The 16,706-nt window shown below is 62.9% G+C and carries 16 protein-coding genes; 8 read left to right on the top strand and 8 right to left on the bottom strand.

The genetic code is table 11. The features are described from left to right. Together AC1ECN_RS36060 and AC1ECN_RS36055 are read left to right on the top strand one after the other, a co-directional pair. Positions 1 to 586: prolyl oligopeptidase family serine peptidase (locus tag AC1ECN_RS36060; protein WP_477955729.1), on the top strand; the 586-nt coding region annotated here is incomplete at its 5' end. A gap of 17 nt (positions 587 to 603) precedes the next feature. Continuing rightward, positions 604 to 1,128 carry a DUF1697 domain-containing protein gene (locus AC1ECN_RS36055; protein ID WP_130672262.1) on the top strand — a complete coding sequence of 175 codons (525 nt, stop codon included), beginning with the start codon at positions 604 to 606 and terminating at the stop codon, positions 1,126 to 1,128. A 55-nt stretch (positions 1,129 to 1,183) separates the two neighbouring features. On the opposite strand, the gene AC1ECN_RS36050 is transcribed toward AC1ECN_RS36055, so the two are convergent. After that, complete coding sequence (locus tag AC1ECN_RS36050; RefSeq protein WP_018070899.1) at positions 1,184 to 1,813, bottom strand: TetR/AcrR family transcriptional regulator; 630 nt, start codon at positions 1,811 to 1,813, stop codon at positions 1,184 to 1,186. Positions 1,814 to 2,031: 218 nt separating this feature from the next. On the opposite strand from AC1ECN_RS36050, the gene AC1ECN_RS36045 reads away from it, so the two are divergent. Beyond that, positions 2,032 to 2,979, top strand: a complete 948-nt coding sequence (locus AC1ECN_RS36045; protein ID WP_130672261.1) for a homocysteine S-methyltransferase family protein — start codon at positions 2,032 to 2,034, stop codon at positions 2,977 to 2,979. Between the two features lie 46 nt (positions 2,980 to 3,025). Here the strand turns inward: AC1ECN_RS36045 and AC1ECN_RS36040 are convergent, their stop codons facing one another. Beyond that, positions 3,026 to 4,480, bottom strand: a complete 1,455-nt coding sequence (locus tag AC1ECN_RS36040) for a DHA2 family efflux MFS transporter permease subunit (protein WP_130672260.1) — start codon at positions 4,478 to 4,480, stop codon at positions 3,026 to 3,028. Between the two features lie 250 nt (positions 4,481 to 4,730). Between AC1ECN_RS36040 and AC1ECN_RS36035 the strand changes: the two genes are divergently transcribed. Continuing rightward, positions 4,731 to 6,233 (top strand): protein adenylyltransferase SelO, encoded by a 1,503-nt coding sequence (locus tag AC1ECN_RS36035; protein ID WP_130672259.1) that lies wholly within the window; start codon positions 4,731 to 4,733, stop codon positions 6,231 to 6,233. 197 nt (positions 6,234 to 6,430) lie between these two features. Further along, positions 6,431 to 8,770, top strand: coding sequence for a glucose/quinate/shikimate family membrane-bound PQQ-dependent dehydrogenase (locus tag AC1ECN_RS36030; protein ID WP_130672258.1), 2,340 nt, complete (start codon positions 6,431 to 6,433; stop codon positions 8,768 to 8,770). Between the two features lie 228 nt (positions 8,771 to 8,998). Here AC1ECN_RS36030 and bla read toward each other — a convergent pair whose 3' ends face one another. The 3 genes from bla to dmeR all read right to left on the bottom strand — a co-directional run bounded on the left by bla (position 8,999) and on the right by dmeR (position 11,506). Beyond that, positions 8,999 to 9,928, bottom strand: coding sequence for a class A beta-lactamase (gene bla, locus AC1ECN_RS36025; protein WP_130672257.1), 930 nt, complete (start codon positions 9,926 to 9,928; stop codon positions 8,999 to 9,001). A 134-nt stretch (positions 9,929 to 10,062) separates the two neighbouring features. Continuing rightward, complete coding sequence (gene dmeF, locus AC1ECN_RS36020) at positions 10,063 to 11,085, bottom strand: CDF family Co(II)/Ni(II) efflux transporter DmeF (RefSeq protein ID WP_130672256.1); 1,023 nt, start codon at positions 11,083 to 11,085, stop codon at positions 10,063 to 10,065. A 148-nt stretch (positions 11,086 to 11,233) separates the two neighbouring features. Beyond that, positions 11,234 to 11,506, bottom strand: coding sequence for a Ni(II)/Co(II)-sensing transcriptional repressor DmeR (gene dmeR / locus AC1ECN_RS36015; RefSeq protein ID WP_003546569.1), 273 nt, complete (start codon positions 11,504 to 11,506; stop codon positions 11,234 to 11,236). 269 nt (positions 11,507 to 11,775) lie between these two features. On the opposite strand from dmeR, the gene AC1ECN_RS36010 reads away from it, so the two are divergent. After that, positions 11,776 to 12,270: a GNAT family N-acetyltransferase gene (locus tag AC1ECN_RS36010; RefSeq protein ID WP_130672255.1), complete on the top strand. Its 495-nt coding sequence runs from the start codon at positions 11,776 to 11,778 to the stop codon at positions 12,268 to 12,270. Positions 12,271 to 12,430: 160 nt separating this feature from the next. Then, positions 12,431 to 13,135 (top strand): molybdate ABC transporter substrate-binding protein, encoded by a 705-nt coding sequence (locus AC1ECN_RS36005; RefSeq protein ID WP_018070891.1) that lies wholly within the window; start codon positions 12,431 to 12,433, stop codon positions 13,133 to 13,135. An 83-nt stretch (positions 13,136 to 13,218) separates the two neighbouring features. Here AC1ECN_RS36005 and AC1ECN_RS36000 read toward each other — a convergent pair whose 3' ends face one another. The 3 genes from AC1ECN_RS36000 to AC1ECN_RS35990 all read right to left on the bottom strand — a co-directional run bounded on the left by AC1ECN_RS36000 (position 13,219) and on the right by AC1ECN_RS35990 (position 15,501). Continuing rightward, the gene (locus AC1ECN_RS36000) at positions 13,219 to 14,133 is read right to left on the bottom strand and encodes a cytochrome c (RefSeq protein ID WP_130672254.1); all 915 of its coding nucleotides are present in this window, start codon (positions 14,131 to 14,133) and stop codon (positions 13,219 to 13,221) included. Positions 14,134 to 14,294: 161 nt separating this feature from the next. Beyond that, positions 14,295 to 14,735, bottom strand: a complete 441-nt coding sequence (locus AC1ECN_RS35995) for a c-type cytochrome (protein WP_018484403.1) — start codon at positions 14,733 to 14,735, stop codon at positions 14,295 to 14,297. A gap of 130 nt (positions 14,736 to 14,865) precedes the next feature. After that, positions 14,866 to 15,501, bottom strand: a complete 636-nt coding sequence (locus AC1ECN_RS35990) for a LysE family translocator (RefSeq protein ID WP_024322806.1) — start codon at positions 15,499 to 15,501, stop codon at positions 14,866 to 14,868. 130 nt (positions 15,502 to 15,631) lie between these two features. Between AC1ECN_RS35990 and AC1ECN_RS35985 the strand changes: the two genes are divergently transcribed. Beyond that, positions 15,632 to 16,324, top strand: coding sequence for a helix-turn-helix transcriptional regulator (locus AC1ECN_RS35985; RefSeq protein ID WP_024322805.1), 693 nt, complete (start codon positions 15,632 to 15,634; stop codon positions 16,322 to 16,324). Positions 16,325 to 16,706: the final 382 nt, after the last annotated feature.

Below are 16,706 nucleotides of genomic sequence, written 5' to 3'. Positions count from 1 at the left end.
GGACAAAGGATTTGCCTGGTACGAAGACGGCAAGATGGACAAGAAGACAAATACCTTCAAGGACTTCGTCGCAGCGGCCGATTATCTGAATCAACAGAAGTTCACCTCTTACGCGAAGATCATCGCCGAGGGCGGATCGGCCGGCGGCATGCTGATGGGTGCGGTAGCCAACATGGCGCCGGAGAAGTTCGCCGGCCTCATCGCCGCCGTTCCCTTCGTCGACGTGCTCAACACCATGCTCGACGACACTTTGCCGCTCACCCCGCCGGAATGGCCGGAATGGGGCAACCCGATCGACAGCAGGCAAGAATACGAGCAGATCGCATCCTACTCGCCCTACGACAATGTCGGCGCAAAAGCCTATCCGCCGATCCTGGCGCTCGGCGGCCTGACCGACCCGCGCGTCACCTATTGGGAGCCGGCCAAATGGGTGGCGAAGCTGCGCGACAAGACGACGGGCGTCGCGCCGATCCTGCTCAAGACCAACATGGACGCCGGCCATGGCGGCGCCTCCGGCCGCTTCCAGCGGCTGGAAGAGATCGCGTTTGAATATGCGTTTGCGATCAAGGTGGCAGAGAAGATGTAAAGGTTTCGGAGGAGCCGATGACGGTCTTTGTTGCATTGCTTCGCGCCGTCAATGTCGGCGGCACCGGCTCTTTGCCGATGGCCGAGCTGAAGGCGATCTGCCAAGGCCTCGGCTTTTCCGACGTCAAGACCTACATCCAGAGCGGCAACGTGCTTTTCCGTTCGGATGAAGCGGAAAAGACGGTAGAGGAGCGGCTTGACGAGGCGCTCGGCAAGACGATGGGCAAGCGGCCGGGCGTGATGGTGCGCCGCCGCAAGGAACTCGATGGGATCGTTGCCGACGCGCCCTTTCCTGATGCCAAGCCGAACTTCCTGCTCGTCTATTTCCTGCCTGAAAAGGCGCCCGGCGATGCACTGGAGACGATGGTGGCGCCCGACGGCGAGGAGGCGAAGCTCGCCGGCCGGGAAATCTATGTGCACTATCCCAATGGTTCCGGCCGCTCGAAGCTGAAGCTGCCGGCGTTGAAGCCGGGGACGTCGCGCAATCTCAACACTGTGCGCAAGCTCGCGGACATGGCGGCGGCACTGGAGGACGGGGACTGAGGAGGTTAGCGCGATTCCGGACGCAAAACCGCTTCGCACCTTTGCTGGAATTGCTTTAGGCCCTCGGCATCGCTGCCACCGGCAGGAAGAGCATCCTCACGAAGGTGCGGAGCATCAGCACCTGCTCGGCCAGCGTGTTCGGTTCCTTCAGCGTCTTCGACAAAACGATGCCGCCTTCCAGGACGGAGGACACCATGTCGGCGAGCTGGTCGACGTCGACGGGTTCGCGCAGCGGATAGACTGCCACGATGTCCCGGAGCATGCGGCCGAAACGGCGCCGCCAGGCAAGCACCGCATTCCGGTTGATCTCCTGTATCTCCCGGTCGAACAGCCGTTCGTAATAGCAGATGCCCGCCACAAGGCAGCCGGGATGGCCGTTCGGCAGGTCGGAGAGCAGTTCGGAAAGCAGCTTCAGGCCGAGCAAGAAGGATTGCAGCGGATCGTCGGTCAGATCGCGCGCGCGGCTGAAGATCTCATCATAGATGCGCTCGTCATTTTCGATGTAGCGGTTGAGCAACGCCTTGGCGAGTTCGTTCTTGTCCCTGAAATGATAGAAGAAGCCGCTCTTGGTGATGCCGGTCTCGGCGATCAGCTCCTCGATGGAGGTGCCGCCGAAACCCTTCTGCAAGACTGCCGCTTCGGCCACATCGAGGATGCGGGTCCGCGTTTCCTCGCCCTTTCGCATGTCCCCTCCTGTACCGCCGGTACAGTTTTCAGCGCCACTCGTTCAAGCTTTCTTACGCCCCCGACGGCTTCGGCTGAAGCAAGCGATTGATATCAATCGGCAAAAGCCAAAACCGCCTGGAGTATACCGCAAGTCGCCTAGTTTGACAGCCGATTAAGCGCCAGAACATAATTCATCGACGGCAGCCAATCGGGGGCCGCGAGGGAGAGGCTTCAACAATGGCAAAGTACAGAAACGGTTTGCCGCAGCTCAAAGGCGGCACCTTCATTACCGACGGCGGCATGGAAACGACGATGATCTTCCAGGAAGGGATCGAGCTACCGCATTTCGCCGCCTTCATATTGCTGTCTTCCGAAGACGGGCGGCAACGCATGCGGAATTACTATCGCCGTTATCTCGATATCGCACGGCGGCACGGCACGGGCTTCGTGCTCGACACCGCCACATGGCGGGCCAATCCGGACTGGGGGCAGAAGCTCGGCTATACCAGCCAGGCCCTGAAGGCGGTCAACGAGAAAGCCGTCGACCTGCTCGTCGACTTACGCAGCGCCTATGAGCGGCCGGAGCAGCCGATCGTCATCAGCGGCGCGATCGGCCCGCGCGGCGATGGTTACAAGGCAGGCTTCATGGATGCGGCCGAAGCGGAAGACTACCACGCCTTTCAGATCGGGGCTTTTGCCGGCACGGAAGCCGACATGGTGAGCGCCTTCACGCTGACCAATATCGACGAGGCGATCGGCGTGGCGCGGGCAGCACAGTCGCTCGGCATGCCCTCGGTCATCTCCTTCACGCTGGAGACGGATGGTCGGCTGGTGACGGGTCGCAGCATTCAGGACGCGATCGAGACGACGGATGCGGCGACCGGCGGAGCCCCGGCCTATTACATGATCAACTGCGCCCATCCGACGCATTTCGAAACAGCGCTCGATCCTGGAAGCGCCTGGGTGAAGCGCATTTCCGGCATCCGCGCCAATGCCTCGGCCATGAGCCACGAGCAGTTGGACAATAGCGAAACGCTGGATGCGGGCGATCCTGAAGATCTCGGCCGCCGCTACCGCAAGCTCATCGACCGCATGCCTGCGATGCGCGTGCTTGGCGGCTGTTGCGGCACCGACCACCGCCATGTCGCGGCGATCTGCGAGGCATGCCTGCCGCAGGCGGCGTAACGACCTGAGAGGGAGGAGACGCTGTATCCGACTAGGGTATGCCGTGTCAGCCTTTGGCGGCGGCGCCTTTCTTCTGTTTGGCCTTGTAGCCGGTGATCTCCTCGCCGGCGGTCGGCGAGAAGCGCAGGTTCCAGAAGGTGGCGGTGATCGAGATGATCGTGACGACGATGAAGGCTGCCGAGAAATCGCCAAGGGCCGGCGTCTCAGTGCCTGACAAGGCCATGGAGCCGTGCAGCGCCAAGGCGCCGATGCAGATGCCGAGCGACAGCATGAGCTGCTGGAAGGTGGTGTAGAAGCTGGTTGCCGAGCTCATCCGCTCCTTGCTGATCTCGTCATAGGCAATGGTGTTATAGGCGGTGAACTGGAACGACAGGAAGAAGGCGCTGAGCACCAGGACGATAAAGACCAGCGGCATCGGCCAGTCCGGCCGGAAGGCAGCACAGAGGCCATAGCCGATCGTCCCGAGGATGCCGTTGAGGATGAGGCTCCTGCGGAAGCCCAGCCGGCGGAAGACAAACTTCGCCATCGGCTTCATGGCGAGAGCGCCAAGCGCGGTCGCGATGATGATCTGGCCGGCCGCAGCCGCAGACAGGCGGAAGCCGATCTGGAAGAGCAGCGGCAGCAGGAAGGGCTGCGCGCCCTGGGTGATGCGCGTCAGCGAACCGGCGATGACCGACGTGCCGAAGCTCGGCACCTTCATCAGCGAAAAATCCATGATCGGCGACGGATGTTTGCGGGCATGTCTGAGATAGGCGATGCCGAAGAGCAGGCCGATGGCGATCAGGAAGATCGAGAAGGCACCCTCGCCTTCATGGCTCGACATTTCGAAGCCGAAGAGCAGCGAACCGAGCGAGATGCCCGAGAGGACGAAGCCGACCGTATCGAATGGACCGCTTGCCTTGCCCTTCACCTCGTCGATGTAGATCGAGACGAAGATCATGCCGATGATGCCGATCGGCACGTTGATGTAAAAGATCCAGCGCCAGTCGAGATAGGTGACGATGAAGCCGCCGAGCGGCGGGCCGACGATCGGGCCGATCAGCGCCGGCACGAGCAGCCAGGACATGGCGCTGACCATATCCTTGCGGTCGACGCTGCGCATCAGCACCAGGCGCCCGACCGGCATCATCATCGCGCCGCCTATGCCCTGAAGCAGCCGGGCCAGCACCAGGAAGGACAGCGTCGGCGCCAGCGCACAGAGGATGGAGCCGACGACGAAGACGGCGATGGCCGAGCGGAAAACGGTGCGGGAGCCGAAACTGTCGGCCATCCGGCCGCTTGCCGGAATGAAGATCGCAAGGCTCAGGAGATAGGAGGTCAGGGCGATCGACATGGCCGGGGCGCTGACGCCGAAATCGTGCGCCATGGTGGGCAGCGCGGTCGCAAGCACGGTCGCATCGATGTTTTCCATCAGCATCGCACTCGCGACAATCATCGCGATCACCCGGAAATTGGGCGTGGCGCGCCGAACCATCGGCGCCTGGTAAATCTGATCCGACATCGTCCGGGATCACTCGCGGTGGCGCGGCGGAGCACACAAGGCAGCAAGGCCGCGGGGGGATGACATGGCGCAAAGCCAAGGGGAGACGAATTGCTATACGCCCGCGATCATGGCGGCGCTATGTCGTTTATGGCAAAGCTGCTTTGACGAGAGGTAAAGGCAGATCACAATTCCTTGCATGGGTCTGATCTTCGTGAAGGTCTTCATCCCCCGGCTTGCGCGGCATGCATCCTAGCCCTACCTATGAACCATGACCTCCGCCCTGCAGAAAAACCGGCCCGGTGCGGCCTTTCCGTTCGACAACAGTTATGTTGGTTTGCCGCCGCACTTCTTTGCGGCGCAAGCGCCGACTGCGGTGGCGGAGCCTTGGCTGATCAAGCTCAACGAGCCGCTCGCCGCCGAACTCGGGCTCGATGTCGAGGCCTTGCGCCGCGATGGCGCGGCGATCTTTTCCGGCAATCTCGTTCCCGAAGGGGCCGAACCGCTGGCGATGGCCTATGCCGGGCACCAGTTCGGCGGCTTCTCGCCGCAGCTCGGTGACGGGCGGGCGATCCTGCTCGGCGAAGTGGTCGACCGCAGCGGCAAGCGCTACGATATCCAGCTGAAGGGCGCCGGGCCGACACCGTTTTCGCGCCGCGGCGATGGCCGGGCGGCACTCGGGCCGGTGCTCAGGGAATATCTCATCAGCGAGGCGATGTTTGCGCTCGGCATTCCGGCCACGCGGGCGCTGGCGGCGGTGACGACAGGCGAGCCGGTCTATCGCGAAGAGGTGCTGCCGGGCGCGGTCTTCACCCGCGTCGCGGCCAGCCATATCCGCGTCGGCACGTTCCAGTATTTCGCGGCCCGGGGCGACACCGACGGCGTGCGGGCTCTGGCCGATTATGTGATCGACCGGCACTATCCGGCATTGAAAGAGGCCGAGAACCCCTATCTCGCGCTTTTCGATGCGGTCTCCGAGCGCCAGGCGGCGCTGATTGCCCGCTGGCTGCATGTCGGCTTCATCCATGGCGTGATGAACACGGATAATATGACCGTCTCCGGCGAGACGATCGATTTCGGCCCCTGCGCCTTCGTGGATACCTATGATCCGGCGACCGTCTTTTCATCCATCGATCAGCATGGGCGTTACGCCTATGCCAACCAGCCCGGCATCGGCCAATGGAACCTCGCAAGGCTCGGCGAAACGCTGCTGCCGCTGATCGACGCCGAGCCCGACAGCGCCGTCGATAAGGCGAATGCGGTGATCAAGAGTTACGGCGAACGGTTCCAGGCGCATTGGCTGGCCGGCATGCGCGAAAAGATCGGCCTTGCCGGCGAAGAGGACGGCGATCTCGACCTGGTGCAGGCGCTGCTGTCGCTGATGCAGGCGCAGGGCGCCGATTTCACCCTGACCTTCCGGCGGCTGTCGGATCTTGCCGGCGATGACGCCGCAGAGCCTGAATTCGCGGCGAGTTTCCGCGAGCCGGAAGCCTGCGGTGCGTGGCTCACGCAGTGGCGCGAGCGGCTGTCACGCGATCCGCAGACGGCCACTGAGCGCGCCATTGCCATGCGGAGCGTCAATCCGGCCTTTATCCCACGCAATCACCGGGTCGAACAGGCGATCGAGGCCGCCGTCGAGAACGGCGATTTTTCCCTGTTCGAGGCGCTGCTGGGCGTGCTTTCGAAACCCTATGAGGATCAGCCTGGCTTTGCCGCCTATCGGGAACCGCCGAAGCCTAGCGAACGGGTGCTTGCGACCTTCTGCGGAACGTGACGGGCGCTCTCGCCCGTTTTGGTGGCGCAGTTACGCCATATCGATCCGCTTCCATCCGGCCCGACGCCCCGTTCGGCGCACCGGCACCCTGCGGCAATTGTGGCCGTTGAAAGGCATCTCCTTCGCGCTATCTGCCGGATCGGCGGGACTTTTCCGCCGATCCTCCACCCCGGCTAACCTCAGCGGGAGACAGCCTTATGGCGATCGTCATCACCTCCATTTTCTTCATCATCATCGGGCTGGCTCTTGGCGGCGGCGGGCTGTGGCTCGTCACGCTCGGTGGCAGCGTCTTCTACCTGTTCGCCGGGCTGATGTTCCTGATCACCGCCGGGCTGCTGCTGATGCGCAAGGCGGTGGCGCTCTGGGTCTATGCGGTGCTCGTCGTTGCTGCGCTCGCCTGGGCGATCTGGGAGGTTGGCTTCGACTGGTGGCAGCTCGGGCCGCGCGGCGGCATGATCATCCTGCTCGGGCTCTGGCTGCTGACGCCATGGATCCGTCGGCCGCTCGGCCTGCGCAGTCCGACCGGCATCACCTACGCCGCGAACCCATGGCCGCTCGCCGTGCCTGTCATCCTCGCCATCCTCGTCGCCCTCTATTCGATGACGACCGACCCGCATGACCTTGCCGGCGAGTTGCCTAAGGATACAGTTGCCGCCAACCCCGCCTTCGGCGGCAGCGTGCCGGATGGCGAATGGCATCAATATGGCCGCACGGCCTTCGGCCAGCGCTATTCGCCACTCGACCAGATCACCACCGAGAACGTCTCCACCCTCAAGGAAGCGTGGCGATACCAGACCGGCGACGTCAAGCGGCCGGACGATGTCGGCGAGACGACCTATCAGGTGACGCCGCTCAAGGTGAAGGACACGCTCTATCTCTGCACGCCGCATAACTGGGCGATCGCGCTCGACGCCAAGACCGGCAAGGAGAAATGGAAATACGACGCCAACTCCGGCATGAACCCCGACCGGCAGCATCAGACCTGCCGCGGCGTCACCTATTATGCCGATCCTGCCGTTGCCGCCGGCCAGCCCTGCGCCGAGCGCGTCTACCTGCCGACCTCCGATGTCCGGCTGATTGCGCTCGATGCGGCGGACGGGAAGGTCTGCACCAGTTTTGCCGACCAGGGCGTGCTGCATTTGGAAACCGGCATGCGCTACAACCCGGCCGGCTATTATTATTCCACCTCGCCGCCGGTCGCGGTGGCGGGCAAGATCATCGTCGGCGGGGCGGTGAACGACAATTATTCGACCGAGGAACAATCCGGCGTCATCCGCGCCTTCGACATCAACACCGGCGCGCTGGTCTGGAACTGGGATTCCGGCAATCCCGATGTGACGACGCCGATCACCGGGGACCAGACCTACACGACCAACTCGCCGAACAGTTGGTCGGTCTTCAGCGTCGACGAGGCGCTCGGCATGGTCTACATCCCGCTCGGCAACCAGGTGCCCGACCAGATCGGCATCAACCGCAGCGACAATGTCGAGAAATTCTCCTCCTCGATCGTCGCGCTCGATATCGCCACCGGCCAGATGCGCTGGGTGCGCCAGACGGTGCATCACGATCTCTGGGACATGGACGTGCCGGCCCAGCCGGCGCTGATCGACCTGACGAAGCAGGACGGAACCGTGGTTCCCGCCCTCGTCGGCCCGACCAAGCAGGGCGATATCTATGTGCTCGACCGGCGCAGCGGCGAACCGATCATCCCGGTCAAGGAAATACCGGCGCCAGGCGGCGCGGTCTCGGGCGATCATACCTCGCCGACGCAGCCGATCTCGGACCTCACCTTCTCGCCCGAGCCTCTCCAGGAAAAGGACATGTGGGGCGTGTCACTGTTCGATCAGATGGCCTGCCGCATCGACTTCCACCGCTACCACTATGAGGGCCGCTACACGCCGCCTTCGCTTAAAGGGACGATCGTCTATCCCGGCAATTTCGGCACCTTCAACTGGGGCTCGGTGGCGGTGGACCCTGAGCGGCAGATCATGTTCGGCATGCCGACCTATCTCTCCTTCACCTCGCGGCTGGTGCCGGCCGCCGACATTCCGCCGAGAGGCCAGGACGAGAAGGGCAGCGAACAGGGGCTCAACCGCAATGACGGCGCGCCCTACGGCGTCTTCATGGGCCCCTTCCTCGGACTGCTCAAAATCCCCTGCCAGGCGCCGCCGTGGGGCTATGTTGCGGGCGTCGACCTGCGCACCGGCAAGATCGCCTATATGCATAAGAACGGCACCGTGCGTGACATGACGCCATTGCCGCTGCCCGTCAAGGTGGGCGTGCCTGGCATCGGCGGGCCGATGCTGACCAAGGGCGGCGTCGCCTTCCTGGGGGCTGCGGTCGACGACTACCTGCGCGCCTATGACGTGACAAACGGGCGAGAGCTCTGGCAGGCGCGGCTTCCCGCCGGCGGCCAGGCGACGCCGATGACCTATACGGCGGATGACAACAAGCAATATGTCGTCATGGTCGCCGGCGGCCACGGCTCGGTCGGCACCAAGCCCGGCGATTACGTGATCGCCTATACGCTGCCTTGATGGGGAGCCCTCCTCTAGCGAGACAAAGGCCCCTCCCCAACCCCTCCCCACAAGGGGGAGGGACTAACCCGTGGCGGTCCCTGCCACCAAAATACGTCGCCACATGCTGCATCGTCAGGAATGAAATGCGATGGGTGCCACACAGCAGCCCCTCCCCCTTGTGGGGAGGGGTTGGGCAGGGGTTTTCACACGCGACAACTGTCGATCACCCCCTTCGCATTTTCCCACTCACACCATCTCGACGACCATGCGGCCGACTTCGGCAAAGATCGGGTTGAGTTCCTTCACCGGCACGGTCGTCTCGCTGATATAGACGGCAGCGACGATCGGGCCGCGATCCGGCGGCCAGATTACCGCGATATCGCCGAGCGAGCCGTTCGGGCCGGTGCCGGTCTTGTCTCCGACCTTCCAATCCGCCGGCAAGCCGGCGCGCAGCCGTTCCTTGCCTGTGGTGCTCGCCACCAACCAGGCGATCAGCCTGTCTGAGGAGGCTTCAGCGAGGACCGAGCCGAGCGTCAGGTTGCCGAGCGTGTCGAGCATCGCATCCGGGGTCGTCGTGTCACGCGGATCGCCCTTCTTGCCCTCGTTCAGCGTCGGTTCGGTGCGGTCGAGACGGGTCGTGCCATCGCCGATCGAGCGCAGCCATTCGGTCAGCGCCGCCGGACCGCCAAAACTTTCGAGCAGCAGATTGCCGGCCGTGTTGTCGCTGACGGTCACCGCCGCCTCGCAGAGTTCGGCGACGGTCATGCCATCGGTTCCGGCATGTTTTTCGCTGAGCGGCGAATAGTCAACGAGCTTGTCCTTGCCATAGGTCACCCGCCGATCGAGGTTTTCCTCGCCCTTGTCGGCGCGGCCAAGCACGAAAGCGGCAGCCAGCGCCTTGAAGGTACTGCACATCGGAAAGGCCTCGCTGCCGCGATAGCCGAAGGAGATGCTCGTCTGGGTATCGAGCACCGAGACGCCGAGGCGGCCACCGGTGCGTTTTTCCAGTGCGGCAAGGCGGCGCTCGATGTTGTCGTCACCCTCCTCGCCACTCTCCTTGGGAGCTTCCTCGGCCCCCTCCTCGGCGTTGGCGGGAAGCGCCAGCGCGGCCAAGCCCATCGATGACAGGCACAATGCCGAGCCTATCAGCATGCGGCGGGTCAGACTGAGATCCATGAAATCCTCCGGCAAATCAGGAGCACAGAGCTAAGGCGCGATTGCGGCGGCATCTCGTCCTCGCGGCGACCTTGTCGTCCGCCGAGCGAGCTTTGTCGTCCGCCGAGCGATGTTGATTGTCCGCCCGCCCCCGATCACGCCGCGCGGGTGACCTCGACCGTCACATGCGACAGTTCTTCCAGCGCCGAAAGCCTGCCCTTGTAGAAAGCCGGATCGCGCGGCTGTGAAGTTAGGACGGCGACGATCGCGGCATGATGGCCGGGACCGACCTGCCAGACATGCAGATCGGTGATCCGGTCGTCCTCCGTCTCGATGGCGCCGCGGATTTCGGCCGGCAACGTCTCGCCTTCGGAAATGACGTCGAGCAGGACGCCGCCGGAAGATTTCATCAGGCTCCAGGACCAATTGGCGATCACCAACCCGCCGACGATACCCATCAGGGGATCGAGCCAGAGCCAGCCATAGAGGCTGCCGAGCGTCAGCGCGGCGATGGCGAGTACCGAGGTCAGGGCATCGGCGATGACATGCAGATAGGCGGAGCGGATATTGTTGTCGCCGGTCTTTGCGTGGTGGGCATCGTCGCCGTGGCCATGATGGGCATGACTGTGATGGGCGTGGGCATGATTGCCATGACCGTGATGATGATGGCCATGTCCGTGATGCGCATGATCGCCATGCGCGACATGGCCGCCGCCGGCCAGCAGCCAAGCGCTCACCAGATTGACGGCAAGGCCGATGACCGCAACGGCGATCGCCTGGGCAAAACCGATCGGCACGGGATTGGAAAGGCGCAGCAGGCTTTCCCAGGCCATGAGTAGGGCGATCAGGGCAAGGATGATGGCGCTGGCGAAGCCGGCGAGATCGCCGAGCTTGCCGGTGCCGAAGGTGAAACGCGGATTGCGCGCCTGCCGACGGGCGAAGAGATAGGCGAGTGCGGAAATCAGCAGAGCACTGGCGTGGGTCGACATGTGCCAGCCATCGGCGACCAGGGCCATGGAGCCGTAGACGGTGCCGGCGGCGATTTCCGCCACCATCATCACTGCCGTCAGCGCAATCACCAGCCAGATGCGCCGCTCGTTGCGCGTATGATCGGCGCCGAGGAAGACATGATCATGTTCCAAGGCATTGATTCCAGCCTTCTCGATTCCGGCACTCATGACAGGCTCCTTCGTCGCCGCGTTTAGAGCGGTTCAGCGTTTCATGAAAACGCAGAACCACTCTAAGCTTTTGTTTTTACGCAATTCTCGGCAAAATCGCTTCGCGCTTTGCCTGGGAAAACCGCTTCACACTTTTGCTGGAATTGCTCTAGCGCATATAGGTTCTCAAGACTTCCGATATTTCCTCGACCGCCTCCGCCCTTGCTGCATCGTCGGCGGCATTCAGCACATGCTCGCGCAGGTGATCGTCCAGCACCTCGCCGGTCAGCCCGGTCAGCGCGCCGCGGATCGAGGCGAGCAGTTGCAGGATCTCGCCGCAGGGGCGCTCAGCCTCGAGCGCGCGCTCGACCGCCTCCATCTGGCCTTTCAGGCGGCTGATGCGGGCGACGAGCTTCTTTTTCTGCAGGGTGGTGTGGGACATGATGGATTCTCATATAATATAGGGGGGTATATTATCAAGAGCGAAGCCGGGACTCAATGCCGGTGATGGATTCCGATCCGCCATTGACAAAGCCCGCGTTTCCGACGATCTATGATCCATGATCAAGAACGCGCACCAGAGCCGCTCGTATTTTTGGCTGTACCTGTAAAGGGCGGCTGGACAAGATCATATTGTCAACAAGCCGCCGTCAGGCGGCTTTGTTGTATCAGCAGCGTCCTGACGGCAGAATATCAAAGGACGCGAAGACCATGACCGAAATCGAAGACAGCGAAATTTCACTGATGCGCCCATCGGTGGTGACGATCCGCACCGCCAAGCCGCGCGACCTGCCCGAACTCAACGAGATGATCACCCTGCTTGCCGCCTATCACGGCGATGCGGCAGGGACGACGGCGGAGCAGCTGGAGCGCGACCTCTTCGGCCCGCTGCCCTGGATCCATGCGCTCGTCGCCGAGACCAGCGAAGGGCTGATCGGCTACGCCATTCTCGTGCCGCTCTACAGGGCGCAGGAAGGCAAGCGCGGCATGGACCTGCACCATCTCTTCGTGCGTGACGGCCATCGCGGCCACGGCACTGGCCAGTTGCTCGTCGACCGGGCGCGCGAGACCGCGCGCAATGCCGGCTGCGGCTACCTCTCCGTCAGCGCCGCGACCGGAAACGTGCTGGCGCACCGCTTCTACGAACAGCTGGATTTCACCGCCCGTCCGGTGACCGGCATGCGCTACATGCAGTCGATCGCTTGAGAAGAGCGTTCGATAAGTGCATTCCCAGCATGGCCCTTGTGTGATCCATTCGGTGTCGGTTTGTTTCGGAAGCCGACACGATGGGCCGTGGGATGGCCAGGCAGCCGTGGAATGATGCGCATTGCAAGGAAGGTCGTTTCAACCGATTGCAGGTTAGGCCATGAATCAGCAAATCCGACTTTTTGGCGCTATTGCGGTTCGACCCGCCGTTCTTCCTCTCATATCCCCGTTCGAAACGGCCACGGGAATCACGGTTGCGGTCAAGTGGGAGCTCAATCCTGTGGTAAAGAAGCAGCTTGAAGCGGGGGAAGCTTTTGACCTCGTCATCACCAATCCGAACCTGGTTCAGGATCTGACCGCCTTGAGGAAAGTCAAGACGGGGAGCCAGGTAGCGTTCGGCCGGATAGCGATGGGGGTGGCGGCCAAGGCAGGCAGCCGACCGCTCGGCATCGGGTCCGTGGAAGCATTTGCGCATGCGTTGAAGAGCGCCAGATCAATCGCCTACGCCAGTGAAGGAACCAGCGGCGGCTACTTCTCCGGTTTGCTGGAACGCTTGGGAATAGCAGATGAGGTCAAGCCCAAGCTGGTCGCCATATCAGGAGGGGAGACAGCGGCGGCCGTCGGCCGTGGTGAGGCCGAGTTGGGGGTTGTTCCCGTGACATCGATTCTCGCCGCTGCTCCCGAGGTGATGCTTGTCGGTCAGTTTCCGGCAGAACTCCAAAGTTACATCGACTTCGCCATCGGCATCAGCGCCAATTCAACGGATGCAGAAGCTGCCAAGCAGCTGTCGGAATTTCTGACGTCGACGGCGGTTGACGAGATCCTGGCGGCAAAGGGCGTCGAGCGCACCAGCCAACCAGCTTAGAGCATTTCCGTTTTTCTGCGAGTCAGCGCAATTCCGGACGCAAACCGCTGCACACTTTTGCTGGAATTGCTCTAGCCGCGTCACTAACGGCTCGGCACGGCCTTCAGATAGGCGGCGATTGCCTCGCGGTCGGAGGCCGGCAGATGGGCGATGTTCTGCTGCACATCGACCATCGAACCGCCGACGGAATCGAAATCGGGGGTGAAGCCGGTTTCGAGGTAGCTGGCGATATCGGCCTCGCTCCAGCCGCCGATGCTCTTGGAGGCCGGGGTGATATCGGGCACGCGGCCCTTGCCTTCCGGATTGGGCGCGCCGGCAAGCCACATATCGGCCTTGAAGCCGCCGAGCGCATCACGCGGCGTATGGCATTCGCCGCAATGGCCGGGGCCTTCGACGAGATACTGCCCGCGCTTGATCTTGTCGTCGCTCTTTGCCAGGGCGACGCGCGGCTGGTCGCTGAGATAGAGGAATTTCCAGCCGCCGAGCGCAAGCCGGATGTTGAAGGGGAACGGCAGTTCATGCGGTGGCGCGACGTTTGCGCTCTTCGGCAGGGTTTTCAGGAAAGCGAAGAGATCGTTGATGTCCTTATCGCTCATGCGGGAATAAGAGCCATAGGGAAAAGACGGGTAGAGATGCTGCCCGCCCGGGCCGACGCCGCGCTTCATCGCATTGCCGAACTCAGCAAGCGTCCAGCCGCCGATGCCGGCTTTTTCATCGGGTGAAATGTTCGGTACGTGGAAGGTCCCGAAAGGACTCTTCAGCGTCAGGCCGCCTGCAAGTGTCAGCTTTGCATCGCCTTGGGAACCGGGCGCGGCATGACAGCTGACGCAGCCGCCCGCCCAGAAGACCATCTGACCATTTGCCGGATCCGGCGCGCCGAGACCCGCCCAATGGCTCTCCGGCAGCGGATCGGGTGCGGTGACGAGATAGAAGGCGCCCCCGCCGAGCACGGCGACGCCGATCAGACAGAGCAGTAACCGGATAAACCTGCGGACCATGCGCCGCCTCCCCTGTTGTCGACATTTGCGCCGTCGACCCACATAAGGCGACCCGCGCCGGCGGCAAGGCGGGCGCGGATCGCGTATCCGGAGCATTCCATTTTCCTCGCGTCAGGCGGAGGCAAGCCGCCCACCCTTGCTGGAATTGCTCAGTCGGTCTATCACTCCTTGATACGATAGGCCTTGTGACAGCCGCCGCAATTGGCGCCCAGCGTATTGACCGTGGCGCCGACGGCTGCAGCATCGGCCGGAAGCTGAGCGAGCGCAGTTTCGGCGTCAGTGGATAGCTTTGCGGCGCGCGCCTTGAAGTCATCCATGTTTTCCCAGACCTTCGGGCTGACCTCGGGATCGTTCATATCGCTGCCCGGCTTGAACTGATCGGGGAAGACCTTGGCAGTCGTGGCAATCGTCGTCAGCGCCGTCTTCACCGCCTCGGCGTCATAGGGTTTGGTGCCCTTGGCGATGGCTGCCAAGGCCCCGGCCGAACCGCCGATCTGCTTCATCAGCGCAATGCGCGAATCATGGGTGCCGTCGGCGGCGGTCACCGAACCGGCGGCTATTCCTGCCATCGCTGCGGCCGCAGCTACTGCTTTCCAATTCATATTCCTCTCCATTTCTCCTCGGCCAAGGTGGCCGATGGCCAATCTGCACCGGGAGCATGACAAAATCCATGCGTCCTGGCAGTCACGTTTTGCCGGAGCATCATAAAAACAATGTGATAGGCCGTGGCGTTCAGGCGCTTTTCCACCCCTGCCAGAGGCTGAAGGCGGAGACGACAACCAGCAGCAGTCCGGCGAAGCGGCCAACAAAGGCCGTGACGTCAGGGTTGGCGACGAGCAGGTCGCGGCTACGGCCGGCCGTCATCGCCAGCGAGCCGTAGATGGCAAACTGGGTGACGACAGTCATGACGCCCATGATCAGTCCCTGCATCCAGATCGGGCCATATTCCGGCCTGAGGAACTGCGGGTAGACGGCAAACATGAAGATATAGGCCTTCGGATTGACGAGACAGGTGACGGCGCCCTGGCGGAAAGCGCGCCAGCCGGAGCGCGCGGTTCCCGGCCCGACCGCCTCGACGGTGATCGAACTGCGGATCAGCGAAATTCCGATCCAGATCATGTAGGCGACGCCGGCAAAGAGCAGCACGTTGAAAAGCTGTGGCAGCATGGTGACGAGCACACCGACGCCGGCCGCGCCATAGGCCGAATGCACGGCGCCGCCGGCCATGATGCCGCCGGTCGCCGCCAGCCCGCGTTTGACGCCGCCGGTCAGCGAATTGGCGAGCACGAAGAGCATATCCATGCCCGGCACGATGATGATGCCGAAGAGAAGGGTGAAGAAGAGCCAGAGGTTTTCGTGGTAGTTCATGTCAGTTACCGCCTTGGGTTCTGCGGGCCGTTTTCAAGAGACCCTGATTGATTTCAATCCGATAGGCGGCTCTATACGGGAACCCAACTGACAGTGTATTGTCAGGAGCATGGCGGATGGGAGAGGTTAAATGCGCAAGGCCTCGCGGCTTTTCGAGATCATTCAGATCCTCAGGCTGGCAAGAAAGCCGATGACGGCGGCTGTCATGGCCGAGACGCTTGAGGTAACCGTGCGCTCGATCTATCGCGACATCGCGGCCCTTCAGGCGATGCGGGTGCCGATCGAGGGCGGGCGCGGCATCGGCTACATCATGCGGCCGGGCTTCGACCTGCCGCCGCTGATGTTCTCGATCGAGGAGATGGAGGCGATCGTGCTGTCGCTGGCGCTGCTCGAACGGACGGCGGACGAGGAGTTGAAACAGGCCGCGCGCCGGGTGAACCAGAAGATTGCCGGCGCCGTGCCGGCGCCGCTGCGCCAGGCGATGGACAACAAGGCGCTTTATGCCTGGGGCTCGATCGCGCAGCCGGCAGGCTTCGACCTTGCGATCGTCCGCCGCGCGATCCGCGATGAACGCAAGCTGATGCTCGGCTACCGCGACGAACTCGGCCGTGCGAGCGAGCGGACGATCCGGCCGGTCGCGCTGATTTATTATTCGCAGACCGCCAATATCGTCGCCTGGTGCGAATTGCGCCAGGCGATCCGCAATTTCCGCAGCGACCGGGTGGAGCGTTGCGCGACGAGCGACGATTTCTTCAAGGGCGACGGCGACCGGCTGCGCGAACTCTGGACCAGCGGGTGGACGGAGAAGGCTGTGCCGGCTTGATGCGTGGTTTGCAGCACAGCTATCCGGAGAATGCCGCAACGTCTCGACTCCCTCTTCTCCCCAGCGGGGAGAAGGTGCCCGTAGGGCGGATGAGGGGGCAGCGAAGCCGGTCTTTCCAACAACGCCCATGCGGATTTCGACCGCGCTGGCGTCTCAACCGTGTTCATGGTGCGGGGGAACGGTGTTACCGTCAGTGTGGCGGAATAGGTTTTACGTGAAGGATGTGCCGTGCAGCCCCCTTGCATGTTCAAACTGCATTCATTGTTTGATGATGGGTGCGACCCCTGGGGGATGGCCATCCCCCAGGGGTCGGACGGGCGGAACCGTAACCCCCTTGGCTTGAACCGGGGATGAGCCTGGTCCGCCCGTCCTTCGCGTTTGT

It is taken from the genome of Rhizobium sp. 01N447_2, from assembly GCF_056399245.1.
This window is presented reverse-complemented; position numbering and strand designations above follow the sequence as displayed.

Bases quoted from the DNA above. Each gene is read 5' to 3' on its own strand.
- bla (WP_130672257.1), bottom strand. From the start codon at position 9,928: ATGGATCTCAGTCTGACCCGCCGCATGCTGATAGGCTCGGCATTGTGC.
- AC1ECN_RS36045 (WP_130672261.1), top strand. From the start codon at position 2,032: ATGGCAAAGTACAGAAACGGTTTGCCGCAGCTCAAAGGCGGCACCTTC.
- AC1ECN_RS36030 (WP_130672258.1), top strand. From the start codon at position 6,431: ATGGCGATCGTCATCACCTCCATTTTCTTCATCATCATCGGGCTGGCT.
- AC1ECN_RS36000 (WP_130672254.1), bottom strand. From the start codon at position 14,133: ATGGTCCGCAGGTTTATCCGGTTACTGCTCTGTCTGATCGGCGTCGCC.
- dmeF (WP_130672256.1), bottom strand. From the start codon at position 11,085: ATGAGTGCCGGAATCGAGAAGGCTGGAATCAATGCCTTGGAACATGAT.
- AC1ECN_RS35985 (WP_024322805.1), top strand. From the start codon at position 15,632: ATGCGCAAGGCCTCGCGGCTTTTCGAGATCATTCAGATCCTCAGGCTG.
- AC1ECN_RS36055 (WP_130672262.1), top strand. From the start codon at position 604: ATGACGGTCTTTGTTGCATTGCTTCGCGCCGTCAATGTCGGCGGCACC.
- AC1ECN_RS36035 (WP_130672259.1), top strand. From the start codon at position 4,731: ATGACCTCCGCCCTGCAGAAAAACCGGCCCGGTGCGGCCTTTCCGTTC.
- AC1ECN_RS36050 (WP_018070899.1), bottom strand. From the start codon at position 1,813: ATGCGAAAGGGCGAGGAAACGCGGACCCGCATCCTCGATGTGGCCGAA.
- AC1ECN_RS35990 (WP_024322806.1), bottom strand. From the start codon at position 15,501: ATGAACTACCACGAAAACCTCTGGCTCTTCTTCACCCTTCTCTTCGGC.
- AC1ECN_RS35995 (WP_018484403.1), bottom strand. From the start codon at position 14,735: ATGAATTGGAAAGCAGTAGCTGCGGCCGCAGCGATGGCAGGAATAGCC.
- AC1ECN_RS36010 (WP_130672255.1), top strand. From the start codon at position 11,776: ATGACCGAAATCGAAGACAGCGAAATTTCACTGATGCGCCCATCGGTG.
- dmeR (WP_003546569.1), bottom strand. From the start codon at position 11,506: ATGTCCCACACCACCCTGCAGAAAAAGAAGCTCGTCGCCCGCATCAGC.
- AC1ECN_RS36005 (WP_018070891.1), top strand. From the start codon at position 12,431: ATGAATCAGCAAATCCGACTTTTTGGCGCTATTGCGGTTCGACCCGCC.
- AC1ECN_RS36040 (WP_130672260.1), bottom strand. From the start codon at position 4,480: ATGTCGGATCAGATTTACCAGGCGCCGATGGTTCGGCGCGCCACGCCC.